Source organism: Sphingomonas sp. BK235 (assembly GCF_004345855.1).
Lineage (GTDB): Bacteria > Pseudomonadota > Alphaproteobacteria > Sphingomonadales > Sphingomonadaceae > Sphingomonas.
This window is the reverse complement of sequence record NZ_SLXN01000006.1, coordinates 70798-94910: the sequence shown is the minus strand read 5'-3', so window position 1 is coordinate 94910 and position 24113 is coordinate 70798. Positions and strand designations below refer to the sequence as shown.

General features: G+C 71.6%; 23 protein-coding genes. 8 read left to right on the top strand and 15 right to left on the bottom strand.

The window, feature by feature from the left end; all coding sequences use genetic code 11:
• Positions 1 to 12 precede the first annotated feature (12 nt).
• Genes EV292_RS15535 through EV292_RS15525 form a run of 3 tightly spaced genes read right to left on the bottom strand, consistent with a single transcriptional unit; the run spans position 13 to position 4317 of the window.
• Positions 13 to 1794 carry a methyl-accepting chemotaxis protein gene (locus EV292_RS15535; RefSeq protein WP_132910160.1) on the bottom strand — a complete coding sequence of 594 codons (1782 nt, stop codon included), beginning with the start codon at positions 1792 to 1794 and terminating at the stop codon, positions 13 to 15.
• Between the two features lies 1 nt (position 1795).
• Positions 1796 to 3823: a TonB-dependent receptor gene (locus EV292_RS15530; RefSeq protein ID WP_165927142.1), complete on the bottom strand. Its 2028-nt coding sequence runs from the start codon at positions 3821 to 3823 to the stop codon at positions 1796 to 1798.
• A 2-nt stretch (positions 3824 to 3825) separates the two neighbouring features.
• Entirely contained in the window at positions 3826 to 4317 is a 492-nt protein-coding gene (locus tag EV292_RS15525) for a YfiR/HmsC family protein (RefSeq protein WP_243693823.1), read from the bottom strand.
• Between the two features lie 150 nt (positions 4318 to 4467).
• Between EV292_RS15525 and EV292_RS15520 the strand changes: the two genes are divergently transcribed.
• Together EV292_RS15520 and EV292_RS15515 are read left to right on the top strand one after the other, a co-directional pair.
• Positions 4468 to 5151 (top strand): response regulator transcription factor, encoded by a 684-nt coding sequence (locus tag EV292_RS15520; RefSeq protein WP_132910157.1) that lies wholly within the window; start codon positions 4468 to 4470, stop codon positions 5149 to 5151.
• Position 5152: 1 nt separating this feature from the next.
• Complete coding sequence (locus tag EV292_RS15515) at positions 5153 to 6493, top strand: HAMP domain-containing sensor histidine kinase (RefSeq protein WP_132910156.1); 1341 nt, start codon at positions 5153 to 5155, stop codon at positions 6491 to 6493.
• Positions 6494 to 6525: 32 nt separating this feature from the next.
• Here EV292_RS15515 and metK read toward each other — a convergent pair whose 3' ends face one another.
• The 3 genes from metK to EV292_RS15500 form a co-directional block, all read right to left on the bottom strand.
• Positions 6526 to 7725 carry a methionine adenosyltransferase gene (metK, locus tag EV292_RS15510; RefSeq protein WP_132910155.1) on the bottom strand — a complete coding sequence of 400 codons (1200 nt, stop codon included), beginning with the start codon at positions 7723 to 7725 and terminating at the stop codon, positions 6526 to 6528.
• A 42-nt stretch (positions 7726 to 7767) separates the two neighbouring features.
• Positions 7768 to 9300 (bottom strand): apolipoprotein N-acyltransferase, encoded by a 1533-nt coding sequence (lnt, locus tag EV292_RS15505; RefSeq protein WP_132910154.1) that lies wholly within the window; start codon positions 9298 to 9300, stop codon positions 7768 to 7770.
• Positions 9301 to 9421: 121 nt separating this feature from the next.
• The gene (locus EV292_RS15500; protein ID WP_132910153.1) at positions 9422 to 10039 is read right to left on the bottom strand and encodes a S24 family peptidase; all 618 of its coding nucleotides are present in this window, start codon (positions 10037 to 10039) and stop codon (positions 9422 to 9424) included.
• A gap of 84 nt (positions 10040 to 10123) precedes the next feature.
• Here EV292_RS15500 and EV292_RS22705 point away from each other — a divergent pair, with 84 nt between their 5' ends.
• Positions 10124 to 10300, top strand: a complete 177-nt coding sequence (locus tag EV292_RS22705) for a hypothetical protein (protein WP_165927140.1) — start codon at positions 10124 to 10126, stop codon at positions 10298 to 10300.
• Positions 10297 to 10593, top strand: coding sequence for a hypothetical protein (locus EV292_RS15495; RefSeq protein ID WP_132910152.1), 297 nt, complete (start codon positions 10297 to 10299; stop codon positions 10591 to 10593). Before EV292_RS22705 ends, EV292_RS15495 begins: the two co-directional genes overlap by 4 nt.
• A 13-nt stretch (positions 10594 to 10606) precedes the next feature.
• Here EV292_RS15495 and EV292_RS15490 read toward each other — a convergent pair whose 3' ends face one another.
• The 5 genes from EV292_RS15490 to EV292_RS15470 all read right to left on the bottom strand — a co-directional run bounded on the left by EV292_RS15490 (position 10607) and on the right by EV292_RS15470 (position 15093).
• Positions 10607 to 10927, bottom strand: coding sequence for a hypothetical protein (locus EV292_RS15490; RefSeq protein WP_132910151.1), 321 nt, complete (start codon positions 10925 to 10927; stop codon positions 10607 to 10609).
• A gap of 79 nt (positions 10928 to 11006) precedes the next feature.
• On the bottom strand, positions 11007 to 11387 hold the full coding sequence (locus EV292_RS15485) for a glycine zipper 2TM domain-containing protein (RefSeq protein ID WP_132910150.1): 381 nt from the start codon (positions 11385 to 11387) through the stop codon (positions 11007 to 11009).
• A 69-nt stretch (positions 11388 to 11456) separates the two neighbouring features.
• Positions 11457 to 12737: a dicarboxylate/amino acid:cation symporter gene (locus tag EV292_RS15480; protein ID WP_132910149.1), complete on the bottom strand. Its 1281-nt coding sequence runs from the start codon at positions 12735 to 12737 to the stop codon at positions 11457 to 11459.
• A 150-nt stretch (positions 12738 to 12887) separates the two neighbouring features.
• Positions 12888 to 14048 (bottom strand): mechanosensitive ion channel family protein, encoded by a 1161-nt coding sequence (locus EV292_RS15475; RefSeq protein ID WP_132910148.1) that lies wholly within the window; start codon positions 14046 to 14048, stop codon positions 12888 to 12890.
• Between the two features lies 1 nt (position 14049).
• Positions 14050 to 15093 (bottom strand): DNA topoisomerase IB, encoded by a 1044-nt coding sequence (locus EV292_RS15470; RefSeq protein ID WP_132910147.1) that lies wholly within the window; start codon positions 15091 to 15093, stop codon positions 14050 to 14052.
• 97 nt (positions 15094 to 15190) lie between these two features.
• On the opposite strand from EV292_RS15470, the gene EV292_RS15465 reads away from it, so the two are divergent.
• Positions 15191 to 15766, top strand: coding sequence for a type 1 glutamine amidotransferase domain-containing protein (locus EV292_RS15465; RefSeq protein WP_132910146.1), 576 nt, complete (start codon positions 15191 to 15193; stop codon positions 15764 to 15766).
• A gap of 156 nt (positions 15767 to 15922) precedes the next feature.
• Here EV292_RS15465 and EV292_RS15460 read toward each other — a convergent pair whose 3' ends face one another.
• Positions 15923 to 18892, bottom strand: a complete 2970-nt coding sequence (locus EV292_RS15460) for an L-glutamate gamma-semialdehyde dehydrogenase (RefSeq protein ID WP_132910144.1) — start codon at positions 18890 to 18892, stop codon at positions 15923 to 15925.
• 113 nt (positions 18893 to 19005) lie between these two features.
• Between EV292_RS15460 and EV292_RS15455 the strand changes: the two genes are divergently transcribed.
• From EV292_RS15455 to EV292_RS15445, 3 genes are all read left to right on the top strand, one after another.
• On the top strand, positions 19006 to 19440 hold the full coding sequence (locus EV292_RS15455; RefSeq protein ID WP_132910379.1) for a MaoC family dehydratase: 435 nt from the start codon (positions 19006 to 19008) through the stop codon (positions 19438 to 19440).
• 187 nt (positions 19441 to 19627) lie between these two features.
• Positions 19628 to 20806, top strand: a complete 1179-nt coding sequence (locus EV292_RS15450; RefSeq protein ID WP_132910143.1) for an acetyl-CoA C-acyltransferase — start codon at positions 19628 to 19630, stop codon at positions 20804 to 20806.
• A gap of 122 nt (positions 20807 to 20928) precedes the next feature.
• On the top strand, positions 20929 to 21432 hold the full coding sequence (locus EV292_RS15445) for a pyridoxamine 5'-phosphate oxidase family protein (protein WP_132910142.1): 504 nt from the start codon (positions 20929 to 20931) through the stop codon (positions 21430 to 21432).
• 177 nt (positions 21433 to 21609) lie between these two features.
• Here EV292_RS15445 and EV292_RS22920 read toward each other — a convergent pair whose 3' ends face one another.
• The 3 genes from EV292_RS22920 to EV292_RS15430 form a co-directional block, all read right to left on the bottom strand.
• Positions 21610 to 22035 carry a hypothetical protein gene (locus EV292_RS22920; RefSeq protein ID WP_207913444.1) on the bottom strand — a complete coding sequence of 142 codons (426 nt, stop codon included), beginning with the start codon at positions 22033 to 22035 and terminating at the stop codon, positions 21610 to 21612.
• A gap of 91 nt (positions 22036 to 22126) precedes the next feature.
• On the bottom strand, positions 22127 to 23128 hold the full coding sequence (locus EV292_RS15435; protein ID WP_132910140.1) for a type II secretion system F family protein: 1002 nt from the start codon (positions 23126 to 23128) through the stop codon (positions 22127 to 22129).
• Between the two features lies 1 nt (position 23129).
• On the bottom strand, positions 23130 to 24104 hold the full coding sequence (locus tag EV292_RS15430) for a type II secretion system F family protein (RefSeq protein WP_132910138.1): 975 nt from the start codon (positions 24102 to 24104) through the stop codon (positions 23130 to 23132).
• Between the last annotated feature and the right edge of the window lie 9 nt (positions 24105 to 24113).

Sequence of the window (24113 nt, the reverse complement as noted above, 5' to 3'; positions counted from 1 at the left end):
GCCGCCGCTCCCTTATCCCGCGAGCAGCGTCTGGGTGAAGCGCTGCGCGTCGGTGGCGAGCAGCGACAGGGTGCGCTCCAGCAACCGCGTCGCGTCGCGGAAATGCTCGGCCGAGGCGAGGTTCTGCTGCACCGTCGTGCCGATCCGCTCGCTCGCCGACGCCAGGGCGTGCGTGCGCTCGCGTACCTCGCCGATCCGCGCGTTGAGCTGGTCGATCGATCGCGCCTGGCCGCGCGACATCAGCGCCACCCGCCCCGCGCCCTCGTCCATCCCGCCGATCAGCGCGGTCAGGCTCTGCGTGTTCGACACCATCGTGCCCATCTGCTGCTGCACCGCCTCGATCGTGCGCCGCACGTCGCTGGTCGACGATCCCGTCCGGCTCGACAGCGACTTGATCTCCGCCGCCACCACGGCGAAGCCCGACCCCGCCGCGCCCGCGCGCGCCGCCTCGATCGTGGCGTTGAGCGCGAGCAGGTTGGTCTGCTGCGCGATCGCGTCGATCACGTCGACGATCTGCTCCACCGTCGCGGCCTGCTGCTGCGACGCCGCCACCGCGGCCTGCGCGCTCTGCGCGTGCCGGTTGATCGAGCGCGCGGCGTGGCTGGTGCGCTCCACCTCGCGGTCGATGTCCTCGAACGCATTGGCCAGCGAGCGCGTCGCCTCGCTCGCCTGCGCCATCTCGTCGCTGAACTGCTGCGCGATCGTGTCGAGCTGGTCGGCCAGCGCGCGATCCCCCGCGGCCGAGCCGGTGAGGTCGAGCGCGTTGCGATCCAGCTGCGCCATCGCCGCCTGCGCCTCACGGATCGCGCCCGCGACCTGCTCCTCGAACGTCTGTGCCAGCGCGCGCAGCGTGTCGCGACGGTGCGCCTCGGCGACGCGGGTCGCCTCCGCCACCTCGACGTCGCGGCGACGCTCCTGCTCGCGCGCCGCGGCGTGGAGCCGCGCGGCCTCCTGCTCCAGCCGCGCCGCCTCGCGGCGCTGGCGATCGAAGGTCTGCAACGCGGTCACCATCTGCCCCAGTTCGTCGCGGCGGCGCAGCGCGGCGAAGTCGGGCGGGTCGCCCGCGAGCACCTGCTCGGTCGCGGCGGCGATGCTGGTGATCGACCGCACCGTCGAGCGGCTGATCAGATAGGCCATCGCGAGCCCCAGCGTCGCCGCCAGGGTCGCCACCACCACGATCGCCAGCAGCGTGGCGCGCGTCGCGGTCACCGCGTGCGCGGCGCTCGCATCGGCCCGCGCAACGCCGTCCTCGGTCATCCGCCGCAGCCGGTGCTCAACGCGGCGCGCATTGTCGCGGAACGGCGCCACCATCGCGGCGCTGCTGGCGAAATCCACCTCGAGCATCGAGGTGATGACGCCGACGGTGGCGCGATATTCGTCGAGCGCGGCGATCATCGCGTCCAGTGCCGCGCGGTCCGCCCCGTGACGCGCGCGATAGCCGGTCAGTTCGGCGCGCACGCGCTCCAGGTCGCGCTCGATCCGCGCGGCGCGCGCGGGCACGTCGGTCGCGGGCGCGGCGGCCTTGGCGACGAGCAGCCGATAGAGTTCCGAATCCGCCATCTCGAAGCGCAGCGCGACCGCGTTGAGCTGGCTCAGGTCGCGCATGTCGCCCTGCACGATGCGGCTGACGCTGCGATCCGCCACCAGCAGCCCGCCCGCGCTGAGCGCCGCCACCAGCGCGAACAGCACCAGCATCAGCACCGGCGTCGCGGCGACCTTGGTGGTGATCGGACGATCCGCCAGCCGCACGCGCCGCTCGGCGCGATCGGCCAGCCGCCGCAGCACGCTCACCATGTCACAAGCTCAGCCGCATGCCGCCGCGCACGCGCCGGTCCGCCGCGATCGGTGAGCCCGCCGCCCCGTCCGCCAGCGTCAGATTCTCGCCCGCGGCGAACAGCTCGATCGCGGGGGTGAGGCGGTAGCCGAGGCGCGCGTCGAGCGCGACCGCCGCGTCGACGCGATACAGCCGCAGCTGCTGCGCGGCGGAGAAAGCGAACTGCCGCGTCGCCGAGGTGTAGCGCGCCACCGCGCCGGCATACCAGCGGCCGGCGTCGTGGCCGAGCGCGACATTGGCCTTGTGCCGCGGCGTGGTGACCCGCGGCGCGAGCGCATATTCGATCGGCGGCACGATGCCGGCGAGATCGCCGTCGGTCTGCGTCCAGGTGTAGTTGACGCGCCAGTCGAGCGCGGCGAGGCGCCCGCTCGCCTGCCATTCGGTGCCATAGGTGGCGAAATCGCCCACCGCGGCGAAGCGGGCGGCCAGCACCGGCGCGGGGGTGAGGAACAGCTCCAGATGCGGCTCGAGCCCGTCGCCCGGCGAGGCGATCGCGTCCTGGGTGCGGGTGTAGAAGGCGGTCGCCTCCAGCCGCGTCCCGCCGAGCGACTGGGTGTAGCCCAGCTCGCCGCTCCACACGGCGACCGGGCGCATGCGCGGCGAGCCGGTGACGACGATCGGCACCGGCGTGGGCACCGCGAGCGGCAGCCGCAGTCCGAAACTCACCAGCGACGGCAGTTGATAGCCGCGCCCGCCGTTGAGCCGGACGCGACCGCTCTCCCCCACCTGTACCACGACAGCGGCGTTGAAGCTGAAGCGGGTGAGCGCGCGGTCGAACGCGGCGGGATCGTCGAGGACCGGCTGGATCAGTGCGCCCGACTGGCCGAGCCACAGCCGATCCACCCGCCCCGCCGCGCTCAAGGCGACGCGCGCGCTGGGATGCAGGTCGAGCATCGCGTCGAGCGAGCCGACGTCATAGGCGATCGTCTCGGCGAACTGCGAGGTGCCGCGCAGCCGGCTGTTGCGATACTCGCCCCCGACCCGCAGCGTGTTGACGGTATCGAGCCGGTACAGCGCCGCCGCCTTGGCGACGACGATGCGGTTGGCGAAGGGCGAGCTGGCACCCTGCGGCGCGTCGCTGCCCGCGACGCCATAATCGGCGTCCAGCCAGTTGACGTAGCTGTTGAGCGACACGCCGCCCCAGCCGGTGTCCTGGGTCAGCCCAGCGTGAACAGTGCCGCTGCGATAGCGCTGGTTGGAGAGCAGCTGGCTGGGCAGGAATTCGACCTGGCGATTGGTGGCATAGCCGCCGCCGAGCACCGCCTCGCCCGCCCCGACGCGCGCGCTCAGCTCGCCCGAGACCTGGTCGGCGGCGACATCGCCCACCGCGGGCGCGAGCAGCCCCGCGGGCACGCGCCGCTCGTCCTCGCGCAGCCGCCCCGCGGTCAGCTTGGCGCGCACACCCGTGCCGAGCGGCAGCGTGGCGGTCGCCGCGAGCCGCGAGACGCCGTGATCCCCCGCCGCGGCGGTGGCGCGCGCGCTGGCGGTGTCGCCGCGCTTGGTGATGATGTTGACGACGCCGCTCGCCGCGTTGAAGCCGAACAGCGCCGCGGCGGGGCCGCGCACCAGCTCGATCTGCTGGATGTCCTCCAGCTGGACGCCGAGCAGGTTCCAGTCGGTCATGCCATAATGGTCGAGATAGACCTGGCGCCCGTCGACCAGCACGAGCAGGCGCGCATTGTAGGTCTGCACCCCGCCGCGCACCGCGACGTCGCTCTGCCCCGCGGTCCAGCGATGGACGTCGACCCCGGCGTAGCTCTTGAGCAAGCCGGGCACGTCGCGCGCGGGGGAGCGCGCGATCTCGTCCGCGGTGATGATCGTCGCCGCGGCGGGCACCTCGGAGGCGCGCTGCGGCTTGCCCGTCACGCTGGTGGTGACGGGCTCGCCGACCATCGCGGAGAGCGCGGAATAATCCACCGATTGCGCCGCCACCGGGGTGGCGGTGACGGCGGCGCCCAGCGCCAGCACGCCGAACCGACTCGCCGCCACCCTCATATCTCCTTGACAAGCATGAGGAAGGCCGAGCCGAACCGGGCATTGGCCGCGCGCGCCGCGGCGCGGTTGACGGTGATCTGCACGCGCGCGCCGCTGGCGATGCCGACGACGCAGCGCGCCGCCTGGACACACGCCTCGTCCGAGGTGATCGTCACCACCGAGGCACGCGACGCCGCCGCGGCGATCGCGTCCTGATCGGCACGCGTCCCCGCCGCGACGAAGGCGACGCGATAGCCCGCGAGCGACTCGAGCGCGGTGGCGGGCACGCGGCGCGGGCGCAGCACCGCCTTGCCCGCGATGCTGCCTCCGCCGATCGCGCGCTCGATCGCCGCGGCATCCGCGATCGACGCCGGATTGCCGGGCGAGAAGACGATCGCGGCGGGCATGGTGCCGCTGGGCGGCGGCTGGAGGAAGGACACGACCCGCACCGCGATCGGCACGTTCAACTCGGCCTGTAGCGGCACGGGCACGACCGCGGCCACAGCCATCACCGCCAACAACATTTTCCTCACGCGCACCACCCTCGACATCGCGCGATCGAATAGGCGCCACGCCTCACCACGAGGTTAACGTCGCGCTCATGATGCGCCGCGCGACGCGCTGCGGCATAAGCCCGCGCCTTGGCTGGGATTGGATCGATGAAGCTGCTGATCGTCGAGGATGATACCGATTATGCCGCGGCGCTGCGCGACTCGCTGCGCCGGCTGGAGCATGAGGTGGCGGTCGCGCGGGACGGGCGCGACGCGCTGCTCGCGCTGGAGCGCGACGGCTATGACGCGATGGTGCTCGACTGCATGCTGCCGCTGGTGGACGGCGCCACGGTGGTGCGACGCGCGCGCGATCGCGGGCAGCGGCTGCCGGTGCTGATGCTCTCCGCGCTCGGGCGCAGCGCGGACAAGGTCGACGGTCTCGACGCCGGCGCCGACGACTATGTCGTCAAGCCGACCCCGCCCGAGGAGATCGACGCTCGGCTGCGCGCGCTGGTGCGCGCGCGCGCCTGGACGCGGGCGGGCGACGCGCCCGCGGACACGCTCCGGGTCGGCGACATCGTGGTGAGCCCCGGCCAGCACCGCGCCTGGCGCGGCGACCGCGCGCTCGATCTGGCCAAGCTCGAGTTCGGCGTGCTGGCCGAACTGGCGCGCCATGCCGGCCATTATCTCACCCGGGCGATGCTGATCGAGCGCGTCTGGGGCTATGATTTCGAACCCGCCACCAACATCGTCGACGTGCAGATCCGCGCGCTGCGGCGCAAATTATGTGCGGCGGGGGAAGACGACCCGATCCTGACCAGGCGCAGCGTCGGCTATATGCTGCGCGGCTGAGATGAGCTCGCTGCGCGCGCTGACCTTGTTCTTCCTCACCGCCTTCGCCGCGGCGACCGCGATGGCGGTGTACCTCACCGACCGCGCGGCGCAGGCCGCGCTGGTGAGCGCGGTCGATCGGCGGATCGAGCAGGTCGCCGACGCGATGCTCAGCGAGGTCACGCCGGGCGACGCGCGCGCGATCCTGCGCCGCATCCACGGCTTCGCGGCGCGTCGCGACACGGGCGACATCGGCTTCGAGCTGGAGGATGCGCGCGGGCATCGGCTCGGCGGCAACGTCGTGATCGGGCGCGTGCTGCCGCTCGGCGACACGACGCTGCGCGCGCGCGACGGCATCCCGGGGCTGAGCGCCGGGCGCGCGCAGACGCGCGACGCCGGGGGCGGGCTGCGGCTGATCACCGTCGCGGAGACCGAGCCGATCGACGGCTATGCCGCGACGCGGTGGCGGCTCTACCTGCTCGGCTTCGGCGCGCTGCTGACGGTGGTGCTGGCGGGCACGCTGAGCTTCGGGCTGATCGTGCGGCAGCGCATCGGCGAGGTGCGCGCCACCGCCGCCGCGATCATCGACGGCGATCTGGCGCGGCGCGTGCCCGTTCCCGCGGGCGGCGGCGCCTTCGCCGCGCAGGCGCAGGCGTTCAACCGCGCGCTCGACCGGATCGCCGCGCTGATGACCCAGTTGCGCGAGGTGAGCAGCGACGTCGCGCACGATCTGCGCACGCCGCTGGCGCGGCTGCGCGCGCGGCTGGCGCGACTGGCCGAGGCGACGCCTTCGGATAGCGACCGCGACGCAGAGCTGGCGGCGGCGGTGGCGGAGTGCGACGCGCTGCTCGGCGTCTTCGGCGCGATCCTGCGCATCGCCGAGATGGGCGCGGGCGAGCGCCGCGCCGGGTTCCGCGCGCTCGACCTCGGGGCCTTGGCGCAGCAGGTGTGCGACACGCTCGCCCCCGCCGCGACCGAGGGTGCGCGTCGGCTCGACGGCGGGCCGTTCGCGCCGCTGTCGATCCGCGGCGACCCGTCGTCGCTGAGCCAGGCGCTGATCAACCTGGTCGAGAACGCGCTCCACCATACGCCGCCGGGAACGCGCGTGACGGTCACGCTGGCGCAGCACGACGCGGCGGCGGTGCTCGCGGTGGCCGACGACGGACCGGGTATCCCGCGCGGCTCGCACGCGCTGGCGCTGCGGCGCTTCGGGCGGCTCGACGTCAGCCGGCACCTGCCGGGTCACGGGCTGGGCCTGCCGCTGGTCGAGGCGGTGGCGAAGCTTCACGGCGGCACGCTGACACTCGGCGATGCCGCGCCGGGGCTGCGCGCGACGATCACGCTGCCGCTGCCGCGCGGCTGACGCGCGGGAGGGGCGAACCCCTCCCGCGGCGATCAGGCGACCGCCTGCTTGAGCTGCTCGACCAGGTCGGTCTTCTCCCAGGTGAACAGGTCACCCTCGGGATCGCGGCCGAAGTGGCCATAGGCCGCGGTCTTGCTGTAGATCGGCGCGTTGAGCTTGAGGTGCTCGCGGATGCCCTTGGGGGTCAGCCGCACCAGCTTGGGCAGCGCCGCCTCGAGCTTGCTCTCCTCGACATTGCCGGTGCCGTGCAGGTCGACATAGACGCTGAGCGGCTCGGCCACGCCGATCGCGTAGCTGAGCTGGATGGTGCAGCGCTTGGCGAGGCCCGCCGCGACCACGTTCTTGGCGAGATAGCGCGCGACATAGGCGGCCGAGCGGTCGACCTTGGTGGGGTCCTTGCCGCTGAACGCACCGCCGCCGTGCGGCGCCGCGCCGCCATAGGTGTCGACGATGATCTTGCGCCCGGTCAGCCCGGCGTCACCGTCCGGCCCGCCGATCTCGAACAGGCCCGTCGGGTTGACGTAGATCGCCTTCTCCTCCGGCAGCCAGCCCTCGGGCAGCACCTCGGCGAACACGCCCTTCACATACTCGCGCAGCTTGGCCTGACCGGCCTCGTTCGACAGCTCGGCCGAATGCTGGGTCGACACCACCAGCGCGGTGGCGCGCACCGGCACGCCATTCTCATAACGCAGCGTCACCTGGCTCTTGGCGTCGGGCTCGAGGAAGGGCGCGGTGCCGGCGTGGCGGTCCGCCGCCATCTTCTCGAGGATCTTGTGGCTGTAATAGAGCGTGGCGGGCATCAGGCCGGGGGTCTCGTCGGTGGCGTAGCCGAACATGATGCCCTGGTCGCCGGCGCCCTCGTCCTTGTTGCCGCTCTCGTCGACGCCCATCGCGATATGCGCCGACTGGCCGTGCAGGTTGTTCGAGAAGTCGAACGTCTGCCAGTGGAAGCCCGACTGCTCATAGCCGATCCGCTTCACCGTGGCGCGCACCGCCGCCTCGATCTCGTCGAGCACGCCCGGCGCCCACTGATCATTCTCGTAGATGCCGCGGCCGCGGATCTCGCCCGCGAGCACCACCTTGTTGGTGGTGGTCATCGTCTCGCACGCGACGCGCGCCTCGGGATCCTTGGCGAGGAACAGGTCGACGATCGCGTCCGAGATCTGGTCCGCGACCTTGTCGGGGTGTCCCTCCGACACCGACTCCGAGGTGAAGATGAACGACTGACGCATGGAGGCTCCGGCAGATAACGATATAACGATAGCTTTATATGCTTACCGCCGGCGCGCGCGCAACGCAACCGCACCCGCCACCAGCGTGAGCCCGACCAGCAGCGCCGCCCAATTGCCCATCATGGCGAACAGCGTAGCCCGGTGCGCCGGCGGCAGCGGCACGTCGATCGCGCCGCCGACATGATGCGCCACCGTGCCGAGCAGCGCGCCGTCGGCAGCGATCACCGCGGAGATGCCGTTCGGAGTCGCGCGCACCACGGGCAGGCCTTCCTCGATCGCGCGCAGCCGCGCCTGGGCGAGATGCTGCGGCGGCCCCCAGGCGCCGAACCAGGCGTCGTTCGACGGATTGAACAGCAGTCGCGGCCGGTTCGCGCGCTCCACCACCTCGCCCGAGAAGATGATCTCGTAGCAGAGCTGCACCCCGATCGCGCCGAAGCCGGGCACCGCCAGCGTGCGCGGCCCCGGCCCCGGCGCGAAGTCGAGGTCGCCCGGCACCAACCGCGCCAGCCCGAGCGGCTTGAGCAGCCACGGCATCGGCAGATACTCGCCGTAGGGCACGAGATGCGCCTTGTCGTAGCGCGCGCGGATGCGCCGCGCGGGATCGAGCACGAACACCGCGTTGGTCGCGTCGGTGACGTCGCCGCGCGAGTCGAAGCGCAGCGCGGTGCCCCCGGTCATCAGCATGTCGCGCGGGCCGAGCACCGCGGTCATGCGCGCGCGGGTGAGCGCGGGGCTGGTGTCGCCGTAGACCCAATAGGGATAATCGTCCTCGATGAAGTCGCGGATCACGCCCTCGGGCCACAGGATCAGCCGCGGCGTCGCGCCGGGGCGGCCCGAGAGGCGCGTGAGCCGCGCCAGCATCATCGCCTGATCGCTCTCGCCGCGCTGGTCCTGCGGCACATTGGGTTGCACCACCACGACGCGCGGCGTGTCGGGCAGCACCGCGGGGGTGGTGCGATAACTCAGCCACTGCGCCACGAGCAGCCCCGCGGCGCCGAGCGCGACCCCGCCCAGCGGCACGGCGCGGCGCGGCACGCACAGCAGCAGCCCCGCCAGCACGACGGTCAGCCCCGACAGCGCATAGGTACCCGCCAGCGTCGCCAGCCACGCCACCGGCTGCACCGGCACCCACATCACCGCGAGCGGATCCCAGGCATAACCGGTGAACAGCCAGGACCGGATCCACTCGGTGACGATCCAGCAGGCGCCGAACAGCAGCGCCCAGCTTACGTCGGGCGCACCGCCGCGCCGCAGCCGCCACGCCAGCCCCGCCGCGACCGCGGGAAACACCGCGAGATACAGCGCGAGCGCGAATGGGGCGAGATAGCCCAACGCGTGCGGCATCTTGTCCTGGAAGGTGAAGGCGTGCTGGAACCAATTGTCGTTGATCGTGAAATGCCCGACGCCGAAGGCATAGCCGCGCCACAGCGCCTGGCGCAGCGTCGGCGCGGCATGGACCAGCGCCATCCATGCCGCGATCGCGACCACCGCGAGCCACCACAGTTCGAGCGGCGCGAAGCCACAAGCGGCGACGACACCGAGCAGCAGCGCGGCGAGAGCGGGATAGCGCGTCATGCGCGCGGCGCTAGCAGCTCCGCGCGCGCGGCGGGAGGGGGATGCGGCCGCGGGCGCGCGACTTCGTCGTCCCGGGTCGGTCGCGGCGAGGTCGAGCGCGGCCACGGACCGGCCGCCCCAGTCACAGGGCGCGGGTGAGCAACCGGGCGCGGCCCACCACCACCACCGCCCCGGGCGCCACCACCTCGCTCGGCCAGTCGGGATGGTCGCTGCGGATCTCCAGCCCCGCCGCGACCCAGACCAGCCGCTTCACCGCCAGCAGCTCGTCGCGCCGGATCACGTAGATCGCACCCGCGTCCGGCGGGACACGATCCGCCGTGTCGACCAGCAGCCGATCGCCGTCACACAGCGTCGGCGCCATCGACTCCCCGGCGACGGTGATGAGCGAGGCGTTCGCCGCCGCCACCCCGGCGGCGCGCAGCAGCGCGCGCGGCACCGGCTCGGTGCGGATCAGCCGGTCCGCCGCGATGCGCCCCGGCCCCGCCGCCGCCTCCACCGCGAGCCACGGCACCGCCACGGTGTCGCTCGCCACCGGTGCGGCGCCGAGCAGCGCCTCGTCGATCGCGAGGAAGTCGGCGAGCGCGCGCCGCTCGCGCTCGGGCAGGCGCCGGGGCGAGCCGCGCAGCACGAACTGGCTGAGATAGGCCTGGTTGCGCCCGATCATCCGCGACAGCGCGGACAGAGCGACGCCGCGCGCCCGCGCCGCGCGCGCCAATGCCTCTTGCGGGGTCTCGACCATGCGCGACCCTATACTGAGGATTTTTCCTCGACAAGTTGGAAATTGGAGAACAGACAAAGAACAGCCGAGTCGAGAGAGGGTCACATGAGCTTGTTGATGGAGATCGAGCGCTATCTGCGCCGCACGGGCATCGCGCCCACCACGTTCGGACGTCGGGCGGTCAACGACCCGCGGCTGGTGCTGGACCTTCGCCGCGGCCGGGTGGTGGGGTCGAAGATCCGCCGCCGGGTCGAGGCGGTCATTCGCGCGGTGCCGCGGTGAGCGCGGGGCGTTTGCAGCGGGCGCTGGCGCGCTCGGCCACCGCGGCGGGTGCGGCGCTGACGATCGAGCGGCATCGCGCGCGCGCGTGGCACAGCGCCACCTTCGCCGGCGACCGCCACGAACTGGTCGTGACCGGGGCGAGCCCCGCGCTGGACGCGTGGCTCGACCGGCTCGACCCCGTCGCACTGAGGGTGCCGGGTCACGTCATCGCGGAACTGCGCGTGGTGGCGCGCTCGTCCGCGGCGGGTCACACCCGCGCCGAACTGACGGGATATACGGTGGTGACGGGCTGAGCCGGGTCCGCGATCAGGCGGCGACGAGCACGCGGAGCCGCTGGAGCGTCTCGTCCAGCAGCAGCGGCTCGAACGGCACGGGGCGCGGGCGCGGCGCAGAGTCGCCCGTCCCCCGCGCCATCGCCGCGGGATCGAACAGCCGGAGCGGCAGGTCGAGATCACGCGGCAACGGCCGCTCGGTCGGCGCGACGCGCGGCGCGGGCGAAGGGGCAACGGCCACGCTGTCGCGGCGGCGCTGGACACGTTCCCACAGGTCGGCGACATGCGAGAGCGACAGGCCGGTCGCGCCAGCGCGCGCGAGCGGTAACGGGCGGGGGAGAGCGGCAGCAACCATGCGCCGCCTCTAACCCCGCAGAAGTAAGCCGATGGTAAACGCGGCGGTAGTTATATCCGCCGCGTCACTCGCCGGTCGATCAGCGGCACTTGACCTTGCCGCGATCGATCGAGCGCCCCAGCAGCGCGCCGCCGCCCGCCCCGAGCAGCGTGCCCAGCGTGCCACCACCGACCAGATTGCCCAGCACGCCGCCGCCGACGCCGCCGATCACCAGCCCGGTGGTGCCGTCGTTGCGCTTGCAATAAGCGCGACCGTCGCGGCCGCGGTAGATCTGGTCGTCACGGCCGAGCGCGCGCTCGCGCCGGCTGCTGCCGCGGCGATAGTCGCGCGACGGATCCCAATTCTCGTCGTCGCCGTGCCAGCGATAATCGCGATCGCGGCGCTGCGCGTCGGCGGCCGGCGCGATCATCGGGGTGGTGGCGGTGGCGAGCGCGACCGCGGCGAGCAGGGCCTTCTTCATGACGTGCATCTCCTTCTGCTGGCGACGAACGTCGCAGTGGCGCAGGAGTTCACTTCGATCAGGTCGCGATCAGGCCGGCACCGTGTCGTGGCGGGGCAGCGGCGCCATCGTGCCCTCGGCCGACAGCATGTCCTCGCGCCTGGCGACGATCAGCGGCACCAGCACCTGCCCGGCGACGTTCACCGCGGTGCGCCCCATGTCGATGATCGGGTCCACCGCCAGCAGCAGCCCCGCGCCCTCTAGTGGCAGGCCGAGCGTGGTGAGCGTCAGCGTCAGCATCACCAATGCGCCGGTCAGCCCCGCGGTCGCCGCCGACCCGATCACCGAGACCAGCGCGACCAGCACATAGTCCGAGGCATGCAGCGCGATGCCGTAATATTGCGCGACGAACAGCGCCGCCACCGCCGGGTAGACCGCGGCGCAACCGTCCATCTTGGTGGTCGCGGCGAAGGGCACCGCGAAAGCGGCATAGTCGCGCGGCACGCCGGCACGCTCGGCGGCGTCCTCGGTGACGGGCAGCGTCGCGATCGACGAGCGCGACACAAAGCCGAGCTGGATCGCGGGCCAGGCGGTGGCGAAGAAGCGCGTCACCGACAGCCGGTTGAGCGCGAGCAGCGCGGGATAGACGACGAACAGCACCAGCGCGAGCCCGAGATACACCGTGCCCGCGAAGCTGCCGAGCGCGGCGAGCGAGGACCAGCCGTAGCGCACGATCGCGGTGCCGATCAGCCCGGCGGTGCCGATCGGGGTCAGCTTCACCACCCAGCGCAGCAGCCGGCGGAAGATCGCGAGCAGCGAGGCGTTGGTGGCGAGGAAGGCGCCCCCCGCCTCGCCGACGCTGACCGCCGCCGCGCCGACCGCGACCGCGACGACGATCAGCTGCAGCACGTTGAACGACAGCTTGGTCGCGGCGCCGCCGTCGGCAAGCCTGGTGCTCGCCTCGATGCCGAGGAAGTTGCCCGGGATCAGCCCGCGCAGGAAATCGAGCCACGAGCCGGTGGTGGCGGGCAGCGCGGCGGCGGACGGATCGACCCCGCTGCGCACCCCGGGCTCGAGCAACGTGCCGAGCGTGAGCCCGATCGTCACCGCGATCAGCGCGGTGACCGCGAACCACAGCAACGTCTGCCCGACCAGCCGCGCGGCATTGCCGAGGTCGCGCAGCGCCGCGATCGAGGCGACGATCGCGGTGAACACCAGCGGCACCACCAGCGCCTTGAGCAACTGGACGAAGCTGTCGCCGGTGAGCCGCAGCGCCTCGGCCAGCGCCGGCAGCTCGCGCGCCGCGAAGCCGAGCGCGACGCCGATCGCCATGCCGGCGAACACCTGCACGGTGAAGGAAGGAGTCTTCATGAGAGGAGAGGTGCGATCGGCGGCCGCGCTTCGCCAGCAACTTTCCGTTGCAGACGCGCGAGCGCGGCTATCGTCGTCCGCCTGCTGCACGGTGGCGACGCAGGTGGGCGTCGGTGCGGCCCGCCCGCGTCCATGCGGTAGGTGGGGGGCTTATTCCTTCGCCGCCTCCGCATAGGGCATCACCAGCGTCCCGTCCGGCGCGGCGGTGTAGGTGGTCTGCGTCGGATAGGCGATGCCGATCTTCTCGTCGGCGAAGCGGCGCATGATCGCCACCATCAGCCGGTCGCGCGTGGCGTGCGCGGTGGCCCAGTCGTCGCCTGGCGTGTCGACCTGGAGCGCATAGTCGAGGCTCGACGCGCCGAACGTCTCGAAGCCGCAGCGCGCCACCTTGGCGCCCTCCGCCTCGACCAGCTCGGTCAGGATCGCGGGCACGCGCGCCAGCGTGTCGGGCGGCGTCTCATAGGTGACGCCGATCGTGTAGGACACGCGGATGTGATCGCGCAGCGAGGTATTCTGGATCTCCTTGTCGAGCAGGTTGCGGTTCGAGATGATGCGCAGCTCGCCGGTGAAGGCGCGGATCCGCGTCGACTTCAGCCCGATCGACTCGATCACGCCGCTGGTGGTGCCGTAGCTGACCTTGTCGCCGCGGCGGAACGGGCGGTCGAAGATGATCGCCAACGCGGCGAACAGGTCGGCGAAGATGCCCTGCGCGGCGAGGCCGATGGCGATGCCGCCGACGCCGAGCCCCGCGACCAGCCCGGTGACGTTGACCCCGAGATTGTCGAGCACCACCACCAAGGCGATCGCGAACACCGCGACGCTGACGAGGAGGCGGATCAGCCCCATCGCGCTCATCAGCGCCTCGCCGGTGTAATGTTCGCCGCGGGTGCGGTGCTCGATCGCGCCGAGGATCAGCTCGCGTGCCCAGATCGCGCCCTGGAAGGTGACCGCCACCTTGAACAGGAAGGCGATCGTCGCGTCGAGCTCCGGCGGGGTGGCGGCATAGCCACTCACCAGCCGCGCCGAGAGCATGATGATGAAGAAGGCGTTGGTGCGCTCCACCGCGCGCCCCAGCACCGCCGACCAGCCCTTGCCCGAGGCGCTGCGCCGCGCCAGCCGCGGGCCGAAGGCGCGTAGCCAGAACAGCAGCAGCGCGATCGCCACGCCGATGCCGAGCGCGATCAGGATTTGCAGCCAGTGCTGCTGCAGCCAGGTCAGGCTGGCCCCGAGCAGTGCCTGCGCCTGATCGCCGACGCGGTCGGCGTCGATCGACACGGCCTGCTTGGCCGCCGCCGCCTTGCTGTCACTCATCTCAGGCCGCCTTCAACTCGCACGCGCCGCTCTGCTCGAGGAAGGCGATCAGCCCGCGCTCGGTGCGGCTGAGATACTGGCTGGCGCGCGGCAGCCGCAGCCCCTGGCGGAACGCCGCCTGCGCCGCCTTGTCCTTGCCCAGCTCGATCAGCGCGGGATGGACATAGGATTTGCGCGCGATCGCCGGCGTGTTGCCGAGCCGCTCCACGACCGGTTCCAGCATCGTCTTGAGCCCGATCGGCGCGGGCGCCTCGACCAGCGCCTCGAACGCGACGACGCTCGCGCCCCAGGTGCGGAAATGCTTGGCGGTGAAGCCGTCGCCCATCGCCTCGCGCAGATAGGCGTTGACGTCGGACGAGGTCACCGCGTGCGGCGCGCCGTCGTCGCCGACATATTGGAACAGCTTCTGCCCCGGCAGGTCCTGGCATTTCTTGACGAAGCGCGCGAGGCTGCCGTCGGTGATGCGCAGCTTGCGCGTCTTGCCCGACTTGGCCTTGTACTGGAGCGACAGCGTGCTGCCCTTGATCTGCGCGTGGCGGTCGCGCAGCGTGGTCAGGCCGTAGCTCTTGTTGGTCTTGGCATAGGTCTCGTTGCCGATGCGCAGCGCCGCCATGTCGAGCAGCTTGACGATCGCGGCGACGGTGCGTTCCTTGCTGTGGGTGCGCTTCTCCAGATCGGCCTCGACGCGCGCGCGCAGCTTGGTCAGCGCGCGGCCGAACGGGGCGCAGAGGTCGTATTTGGCCGCCTCCTGCTGCGCGCGATAGTCGACGTGATAGCGATATTGCTTGCGGCCCTTCTCGTCCCAGCCGACCGCCTGGATGTGGCCGCTCGGGTCGGGGCAGAACCAGGCGTCGGTATAGGCCGGGGGCAGGCCGATCGCGTTGAGCCGGTCGATCTCATCGCGGTCGGTGATCCGCTTGCCGTCGGCGTCGTGATAGGCCCAGGCGCCGTGACGCGTCTTCCGGCGCGTGATGCCGGGCTCGCCGTCATCGAAATACACGATGTGGCAGCCGCTGACGGTGGTTCGCTCGGCCGGTGCACTCATGTCGCGGGAAATGCGCGGGCTGCCGCATCGTTCCGGAACGGGTGCCCGGCGGCGGGGTTGGGACCGCGTCGAACCGACACGTATCAGGAGATTTCCCATGGCCGACCTGTCGCAAGCCCGCGTGCTGATGCTCGCCGCCGACGGCTTCGAGACGGTGGAGCTGTTCGAACCGCGCCAGGCGCTGGAAGCCGCGGGCGTCACCGTCTCGCTCGCCTCGATCAAGCGCGACCCGATCCAGGGCATGAAGCAGGACATCAACCAGGCCGAGACCGCCACGCCCGACCTCACGCTCGACGAGGTCGAGGTCGATGACTACGACGCGCTGGTGCTGCCGGGCGGGGTCGCCAACCCGGACAAGCTGCGCGTCGCGGCCAAGGCGGTGCAGATCGTCCAAGACTTCATGGACGAGGACAAGATCGTCGCGGCGATCTGCCACGCGCCCTGGCTGCTCGCCGAGGCCGACGTGATCGACGGGCGCCGGCTGACCGGCTTCGAGTCGATCCGCACCGACCTGGAGAATGCCGGCGGCGAGGTGGTCGACGAGGAGGTCGTGGTCGACGACAATCTCATCACCAGCCGCAAGCCCGACGACATCCCCGCCTTCAACAAGGCGATCCTCGCCGCGCTGACCGAGGAGCTCGGCGCCGACGAGGAGGAGGAAGAGGAGGCCTGAACCTCGCCGAGGCTGCGGGCGATCGGGGCGCGCCCCCGGGCCGTTGGTCCCGAGATGCGACGGTGAGGTGATCGCGTCACCTCACCGACAGGAAGCGCCGGCGATCGATCGTTCGACGCCGGCGACCCGGGTCCCTGCCCTAAGGATCGCGCGTCCTCAGATCCCGCCTTCCTCCAGGCTCAGCAGCGTCGCGTTGCCGCCCGCGCTGGTGGTGTCGACCGACACCGCGCGCTCGGCGCAGAAGCGGTAGAGGTACAGCGGCCCGCCCGCCTTCGGCCCGGTGCCTGACAGGCCCTCGCCGCCGAACGGCTGCGACCCCACCACCGCGCCGATCATCGAGCGGTTGATGTAGAGGTTGCCCACCGCCGCCGCCGCCTCGGTCACCTCGGCCGCGCGCGCGATGCGGCTGTGCAGCCCCATCGTCAGGCCATAGCCCTTGGCGTTGACCCGCGCGATCGTCTCCTCCAGCGCGCCCGCCTTCCACGTCGCGACGTGGAGCAGCGGCCCGAACCACTCGCGGTCAAGCGCCTCGACCGAGTCGAGCCGGATCAGCGTCGGCGGCACGAACAGCCCCTCCGCCGGCGCCGCCACCGTCTTCACCCAGCGCGCGCGCGCCTGCTCGCGATAGGCCATCAGCCGGTCATAGGCGGCGCGGTCGATCACCGGGCCGACGTCGGTGCGCGGGTCGCCCGCCTCGCCGAGCGTCAGCAGGTCCATCGCGCCGGCGAGCATCTCGATCAGCCCCTCGGCGATATCCTCCTGCACCAGCAGCAGCCGCAGCGCCGAGCAGCGCTGCCCGGCCGAGCGGAACGCGCTGGTGACGACGTCCGCCACCACCTGCTCGGGCAGCGCGGTCGAGTCGACGATCATCGCGTTGATCCCGCCGGTCTCGGCGATCAGCGGCACGATCGGGCGGTCGTCGTCCGCCAGCAGCGCGCGCGCGATCGAGCGCGCGGTCGCGGTCGAGCCGGTGAAGGCGACACCCTGCACACGCGCGTCGCCGACCAGCGCCGCGCCCACCTCGGGCCCGCCCGGCACCAGCACGAGCGCGTCGCGCGGCACCCCCGCCTCATGCGCCAGCGCCACCGCCGCGGCGGCGATGCGCGGCGTCTGCGGCGCAGGCTTGGCGACCACGGTATTGCCCGTCACCAAAGCGGCGACGGTCTGGCCGAGGAAGATCGCCAGCGGGAAGTTCCACGGCGCGATCGTCGCCCACACGCCGCGCCCTTCCAGATGGAGCGTGTTGCGCTCGCCGGTCGGCCCGGGCAGCTCGACCGAGCCGAGCGTGGCGCGCGCGCGGGCGGCGTAGTAGCGGCAGAAGTCGGCGGCCTCGCGCACCTCGCCGATCGCGTCGGGGATGGTCTTAGACGCCTCCTGCACGCAGATCGCCATCAGCCGGTCGCGGTCGCGCTCGAGCAAATCGGCGAGCCGGTCGAGACAGGCGGCGCGCGCCGCGACCGGGGTGGTCTGCCACGCCGGGAAGGCCGCGCGCGCGCGCGCCACCGCGGCGGCGACGTCGGCGGCGGGCGCAGGCGCCGGCTCCGTCATCGGCCGGTTCACCGCGGCGCGCGTGTCCTCCAGCACGACGCGGTCGCCGAGGTCGAGCCCGCGCGAGTTGCGCCGCTCGGCACCGAACAGCTCGGCCGGCAGCGGGATGCTCGGGTGGCGCGTGCCGCCGACCGACGCGATCTTGGCGACCGGATCGGCCAGGATGTCGGCCTCGCTCAGCCGCGCGTCGGCGAGCTGGTGGACGAAGCTGGAGTTGGCGCCGTTCTCGAGCAGCCGGCGGACGAGATAGGCGAGCAGGTCGCGGTGCCCGCCCACCGGCGCGTAGATGCGGCAGTGATAGCCCTGGTCGCGCACCAGCCGCTCGTACAGGCCGTCGCCCATGCCGTGGAGCCGCTGGAACTCGAAGTCGCGGCCGTTGCCCGCCCACTCCACGATCGTCGCGACGGTCAGCGCGTTGTGGCTGGCGAAGGCGGGGCGGATGTAGCGCGCGTCGAGCATGTCGCGCGCCACCGCGAGGTAGCTCACGTCGGTCGCGGCCTTGCGCGTGAACAAGGGATAGTCGTCGAGCCCCTCGACCTGGGTGCGCTTGATCTCGCTGTCCCAATAGGCGCCCTTCACGAGCCGCACGTTCATCAGCCGGCCGAGCGAGTCGGCCCAGGCCACCACCGGGCGCGCGCGCTTGCCATAGGCCTGCACCGCCATGCCGAACCCGTCCCAGTCACGTAAGCGCGGCAGAGCGGCGACCGCGCCGATGATGTCGAGGCTCATCTCGAGCCGCTCGCTCTCCTCGGCGTCGACGGTGAGCGCGATGCCGCGCGCCGCCGCCTGGAGCGCGAGCGCCTCGAGCATCTCGGTCAGCGCGGGCACGCATTCGTCCCAGCGCGCCACCTCGTAGCGCGGGTGGAGCGCGGAGAGCTTGACCGAGACCGAGTGGCCCGCCTTCGGGTCGCTGCCGACCGCGTCGATCGCGTCGACATAGGCCTGGAAATAGCGTTCGGCGTCGGCGCTGGTGCGCGCCGCCTCGCCGAGCATGTCGAAGCTGGCGGTGAAGCCGCGGTGCTCGGGCCGGCGCATCCGCTTCATCGCCTCGTCGATGGTGCGGCCCATCACGAAGATCTCGCCCATCATCCGCATCGCCGCGCCCACCGCCTGGCGCACGAACGGCTCGCCGGCACGACTCAGCAGCCGCTTGAGCGGCCCGGTCTCGCCCTCGCCCACCAGCGCGCGGCCGACCACCAGCCCCCAGGTGGCGGTGTTGACGAGGCGCGAGTTGGACTGGCCGGCGTGCGCGCGCCAGTCGGCGTCGCCGAGCTTGTCCGCGATCAGCAGGTCCGCCGTCTCGGGGTCGGGCACGCGCAGGAACGCCTCGGCGAGGCTGAGCAGCGCGACGCCCTCGGACGAGTTGAGGCGATATTCCTGGAGGAACTGGTTGACCCAGCCGCGCGCCTGCGCCGCGCGCAGGTCGGCGAGCAGCCCCGAGGCGGTGTCGACGATGCGCGCGCGCGAATCGGCGCCCGCGGCGGCGCGCTCCAGCAGCGGCTTTAGAACATCGGGTTCGCTGGCGCGGTGGAGTGCGCGGAGCTGGGCGAGAGTGGATGACGGTACGGCAGCGGCCATCTTCGTGCTTTCGGTTCGTTGTGTCTTGCGGGCACGGCAGCGCCGCGCCTAGACAGATGCGCGCGCTGTAGCGCGTCGCATGGCGGAGGGGAATCGCGGTGACGGCCGAGGAGATGAGCCAGGCGGTCGGGCGCGAGAGCGTCTCCGACTGGGTCGAGGTCACGCAGGCGATGATCGATCTTTTCGCCGAGGCGACCGGCGACCATCAGTTCATCCACGTCGATTCCGAGCGCGCCGCCGCGACGCCGTTCGGCACGACGATCGCGCATGGTTTCCTGACGCTGTCGCTGCTGCCGCTGCTGGCGGCGCGCACGCCCAACGCGCCGCGGCTAGACGGGGTGACGATGGGGGTGAATTACGGGGGCAACAAGGTGCGCTTCCTCGCGCCGGTGCCGTCGGGGTCGCGGGTGCGCGCGCGCTCGGTGCTGGCCGACTTCGCCGAGAAGCGGCCCGGGGTGTATCAGTATACCACCGCCACCACGGTCGAGATCGAGGGGCAGGACAAGCCCGCGATGGTGGCGGAGTGGATCACGCAGGTGTTCGTGTGAGGGGGGCTTCGCGCCCCTCCCCCTTTCCGTCATCCCGGACTTGTTCCGGGATCCACCGTGCCGCGCCCTCACCCGCCGGTTGGTGCGCCGACGGGTGGATCCCGGACCAGGTCCGGGATGACGGAAGTGAGTGCGAAGGCTGCCTCGAACCTCATCACCCCCTGACCCTCACCGAAGGACCCTCCCCATGCGCTCCGCCGTCATCGTCTCCACCGCCCGCACCCCGATCGGCCGTGCCTATCGCGGCGCGTTCAACAACACGCCCTCGCCGACCCTCGCGCATCACGCCATCGCCGCCGCGGTCGAGCGCGCCGGGGTCGACCGCGCCGAGATCGAGGACGTGATCCTCGGCGCCGCGCTCCAGCAGGGGCATCAGGCGAGCAACATCGCGCGCACCAGCCTGCTGCGCGCCGGGCTGCCGACCAGCGTGCCGGGCATGTCGGTCGACCGCCAATGCGCCAGCGGGCTGATGGCGATCGCGATCGCGGCCAAGCAGATCGTCGTCGACGGGATGGACGTGACGATCGGCGGCGGGGTCGAGAGCATCAGCCTCGTCCAGACTCCCGAGATGCGCGTCGCGCCCGACAAGGAACTGCTGGCGATGCACAATGACATCTACATGCCGATGCTGCAGACCGCCGAGATCGTCGCCGACCGCTACGGCATCGATCGCGAGGCGCAGGACCAATACGGGCTCCAGTCGCAGCAGCGCACCGCGGCGGCGCAGGCGGCGGGCCGGTTCGACGACGAGATCGTCGCGGTCACCGCCATCAAGGCCAATGTGAACAAGGAGACGAAGGAAGTCAGCCACGAGGAGGTGACGCTGGCGCGCGACGAGGGCAACCGCGCCGACACCAATATCGAGGGGCTGCGCGCGCTCAAGCCGGTGGTCGGGCCGGACCGCCACGTCACCGCCGGCAATGCCTCGCAGCTGTCCGACGGCGCCTCGGCCAGCGTGCTGATGGAGGAGCGGCTCGCCGAGCGGCGCGGGCTCACCCCGCTCGGCCGCTACGTCGGCATGGCGGTGGCGGGGACCAAGCCGGACGAGATGGGCATCGGCCCGGTCTATGCCATCCCCAAGCTGCTCGAGAAGAACGGGCTGACGATGGACGACATCGGCCTGTGGGAACTCAACGAGGCGTTCGCGGTGCAGGTGCTCTACTGCCGCGACAAACTGGGCATCCCCGACGAGCTGCTCAACGTCAACGGCGGCGCGATCTCGATCGGCCATCCCTATGGCATGTCGGGCGCGCGCATGACCGGCCACGCGCTGATCGAGGGCAAGCGCCGCGGCGCCAAGTACGTCGTGGTGACGATGTGCGTCGGCGGTGGCATGGGCGCGGCGGGGCTGTTCGAGGTGCTGTGAGGCGGCGCGCGGGTGGGGATGCGGGCGCGCCGCGCGCGGTGGCGCGCTCCGTCCCGCTCGCCCCGCCCCGCAACCAACCCGACGCGCTCTCGTTCTCCGTCCACACCGAGAGGAGACCCAAGATGGCGGACGCCAACACCGACCCGACCAAGCTCAAGCACGATCTGTGGCAGAAGATGGCGGACAGCCCCTTCGTGATGGTCGGCCCGGCGAACGGCTCGGCGCACAGCGAGCCGCTCACCGCGCAGCTCGACAAGGATCAGGTCGACACGTTGTTCTTCTTCGTCGGCAAGGACAATCGCCTCGCCGGCGGCGGGCGCGTGATGGCGCAATATGTGTCCAAGGCGCACGATTTCTTCGCCTGCATGGACGGCGAGGCGCGCATCGACAACGATCCCGCGCAGATCGACAAATTGTGGAACAAGCAGGCCGAGGCCTGGTTTCCGGGCGGTCGTGAGGACCCCAATCTCGCGCTCCTGCGCGTCGACATCGCCACCGCCGAGCTGTGGGAGAGCGACGTCTCGCTGTCGGGCCGCGTGAAGATGCTGTTCGGCGGCACGATCAAGGCCGGCGAGGAAGGCAGCCACGCCAAGGTGGCGACCACCGCCGAGAACAGCCCCGCCTGAGCGACCGACGCGGTCGTCCGCAGCGACGACCGCGCGCCCCCCCCCGCACGATGACCGGCCCGCGGTCGCACCCCTGGCCTCCGAGCCTGTAGCATCAGACGAACGCCGCTCCGTCCCTCCCCAGGACGGAGCGGCGAATCGTTTGTTACCGCGACCCCCCCCCCCGCCCGCGCGTGCTCAGATGATGCGGCGGTCGGTCGGGTGCGCGGGCGCCGCGGCCGAACGCGGGGTCACGCCCTCGTCGCGCAGGGGACGGTCGTCGTAGCGGTCGCCGACGATCGGCCGCTCGTCGCGCACGACCCGCTCGGTCACCACCGGCTGCGCCGCCGCGAGCCGCGCATTCTCGCGCTCCAGCTCGGCGATCCGCGCGTTGTCGCGCTCCAAATCGGCGATCCGCGCATTGTCGCGCTCCAGATCGGCGAGCCGGCCATGGTCGCGCTCCAGCTCGGCGACGCGCCGGCCGGTCGTGGCATGGGCGTCGCGCTCGGCGATGTAGCGCGCCTTCCACTTGCGCCCGCCCGGATGGCTCGCCAGCCCGAACAACCAGCCGGCGATCAGCGCGATCGCGAGGGCGATATATTGCGTCGATGTCGTGAACAGCATGGCTTCCTCCTGCCGCCGGGCCTGCCAGGGCCCATTACGACCGGGAAACGACCGGTGCGGACGCGGTGTTCCGCGCCCGCGCCGGGTCCGGCTATTGCGGGCCGGAGTGGAGGAAGGAGTCGTTGATCGAACAGGCCGCCGGGCCGAGGATGACGATGAACAGCACCGGAAGGATGAACAGGATCAGCGGCACGGTCATGATCGCGGGCAGGCGTGCGGCTTTCTCCTCGGCGCGCATCATCCGCTCGTTGCGGAACTCGCCCGACAGCACGCGCAGCGCGCTCGCCAGCGGGGTGCCGTATTTCTCGGTCTGGATCATCGTCGTCACCACGCCGCGCACGGCGTCGAGATCGACCCGCGTGGCGAGATTCTCGAACGCCTGGCGCCGGTCGGTCAGGAAGCCCAGCTCGATCGCGGTGAGCGCGAATTCCTCGCCCAGTTCGGGATAGGCCTTGCCCAGCTCGCGCGACACGCGGTGGAAGGCGGCGTCGACGGTCAGGCCCGCCTCGGCGCAGATCACCAGCAGGTCGAGCGCGTCGGGCAACCCCTTGCGGATCGCGTCGCTGCGCTTGCCGATCTTGTTCTTCAGGAAGATGTCCGGCGCCTTGTAGGCGAGGATGAAGGTGCCCGCGACCAGCCCGTAGCGCTTGAGCGGGCTCCAGTCGGGGAAAGCGTCGAGCAGATAGACGTAGATCACGATCAACCCGCCGAAGATGATCGGCAGCACCAGCCGGCCGAAGATCACCGCGACCGCCCATTCCTTCTTGCGGATGCCCGCCTGGAGCAGCTTGTGCTGCGCCACCTTGAGCTGCTCGTCCTGCAGCACGCGCAGCGACGACAGGAAGGCGCGCAGCCGGTCGGCGGTCTCGTTCTTCTGGACCAGCTTGGCGCGGCGCTTGGCGGTGGAGGCGGTGATCCCGGCCTTGAGCTGCTCGCGCCGGTCGTTGAGCGCGCGCACGCGCCGCGTCATCGGGTCGCGCACGCTGACCGCGGCGTAGATCGCGACGAACACCGCGGCCGCGGCGATGCCGGAGAGCAACGTCGCCGCCCAGGCGACGTCGATGCCGAAGAAGGAAGCGGAGGCTGGTTGCATGTCAGATCTCGAAGCTCACCATCTTGGCCATGATGAAGGCGCCGATCCCCATCCAGACCAGCCCGCCGCCGCCCGCGAGCATCAGCCGCGGATCGGCGAAGAAATTGAGCATGTACGGCGCGTTGATCATGTAGATCAGCGAGAAGACGATGAACGGCAACGACCCGACGATATAGGCCGACGCCTTGGATTCGGACGACATCGCGCGGATCTTCAGCTTCATCTGCGCGCGCTGGCGCAGCACGGTGGCGAGATTCTGCAACGTCTCGGCGAGATTGCCGCCGGTCTCGCGCTGGATCGCGATGGTGATGACGAAGAACTGGAATTCTGGCGTGCCCAGCCGGTCGGCGGTCTCCTGCAACGCCACGTCCATCGTGCGGCCGATCTTCATCTTGTCCGCCACCGCGCGGAATTCCTCGCCGACCGGGCCGGGCACCTCGGCGCCGACCACCTGCATCGTCTCCGAGATCGGTAGGCCCGAGCGCAACCCGCGCACCAGCAGCTCGATCGCGTCGGGGAATTTGACGGTGAAGGCGTTGACGCGGCGCTTGATGAGCGTCCCCACCGCGAGGTGCGGTAGCGCGCCGCCCAGCGTCAGGCCGAGGAACAGCGCCAGCAGGAACGGCATGCCGCGGAGCAGCAGCAACAGCGCCACCACGCCCGCGATGCCGACCGTGGCGCCGCCGTACTGACCCACGGTCCAGCTCTTGCCCGTCATCGCCAGCCGCTTCTGCAACTGCGCCGGGTTGGGCAGCAGCCGCATCGCGGCGAGATCGGCCCGCGTCGCGCTGCGTCCGGTGATGCGGCGCATCTGCGCCTCGATCGCGGTGCCGGGCGAGGCGGTATGCCGCTCGCGCAGCGCAGCGAGCCGGCGCGTCGTCGCCTTGCCGGCGGACGGCCCCGCGAAGGCGAGCGCCACCAGCCCGAGCGTCAGCGCGGCGCCGGTGAACAGCAGGATCAGCGGCAGGATCGGCATGGCCCCTCC